At 67.7% G+C, this 1,176-nt stretch carries 1 protein-coding gene; it reads left to right on the plus strand.

The features are described from left to right. Positions 1–186 precede the first annotated feature (186 nt). On the plus strand, positions 187–1,176 hold a 990-nt coding region (locus tag ACZ3TS_RS43040; protein WP_467628739.1), incomplete at its 3' end, for an IS4 family transposase.

Below are 1,176 nucleotides of genomic sequence, written 5' to 3' on the forward strand. Positions count from 1 at the left end.
CCAATGCCCGGCAGTTAAGCGGAAACGCCGCAGGTCAAATCGGTGGCAGCGGTGTGGCCGTCCCGTCGCGGTTGTCCGGTGCATCGGTTAACGGCCCTACGAGGCTGGGCTCTTGAGCGGACAGTGGAACGGGACCCTTGGTGGAAGCATGGAGAACGACCAAGTAATCCTGCTTCGGGGGTCCCGTTGCTCGGCAAGTGTGCCATCTCGGTGTTCACGCGCACCATCACGACTGCCCGCGGCCTGTATGCGCCCGGCCATCTGGGGGAGTTGACGCAGTACGTACCCTTCGAGCTCGTGGAGGAGGTGCTGGATCAGACCCGTCGGGTCCAGCAGCGGCTGCGGCTGCTGCCCTCGCGGGTGGGGGTCTACTTCGTGCTGGCCCTGACGCTCTTCCCATCGCTGGGGTACGCGCGAGTCTGGGGGAAGCTCATCGCCGGTCTACCCGTTGACCTGCGCCTCTTGCCTTCGGAGCGTGCACTGGGAGAGGTCCGGCGCCGTCTGGGGCCGGCCCCTTTCAAACTCCTGTTCGAGGTTCTGGCTGGGCCCCTGGCTCCACCTCAGGCTCCCGGGGTGCGCTACCGACACTGGCGAACCGTGGCCTTCGACGGGTGCAGCTCGATCAAGACGCCCGACCGGCCGAGCCTGCGCGCGGTGCTGGGAAAGTCCCGCAACCAGCAGGGGGACGCCGGCTATCCGGCACTTCGCTTGACGGTGCTCTGCGAGACGGGCACGCGAGGCCTGCTCGCGGCGGCCTTCGGGCCCTGCGCGGTGGGTGAACTGGCCTCCGCCACCACCCTGCTGCCGGCGCTGAGCCCGCAGATGCTGCTACTGGCAGACCGAGGATTCGACTCCGACGCGTTCCTCAGCGCGGTGTCCGCCACAGGGGCCCAGTACCTGATCCGCCTCCGGTCCAGCCGCCGCCCGCTCATCGAGAAGGTCCTGCCCGACGGCTCCTACCTCACTCATCTCGATGGCCGCCCCGTGCGGATCATCGATGCCACGGTCACCGCCACGTGCGCCGACGGCCAGCAGATCGGCGACTCCTACCTGTTGGTCACAAGTCTGCTCGATCCTCTCAGCGACCCGGCCGCCACACTCGTCCGCCTCTACCATGAACGGTGGGAGGTCGAGTCTGCCTTTTACGCCCTGCGGCACACCCTGCAAGCAGGGCTG

This window comes from Streptomyces sp. NPDC022910 (genome assembly GCF_055561075.1).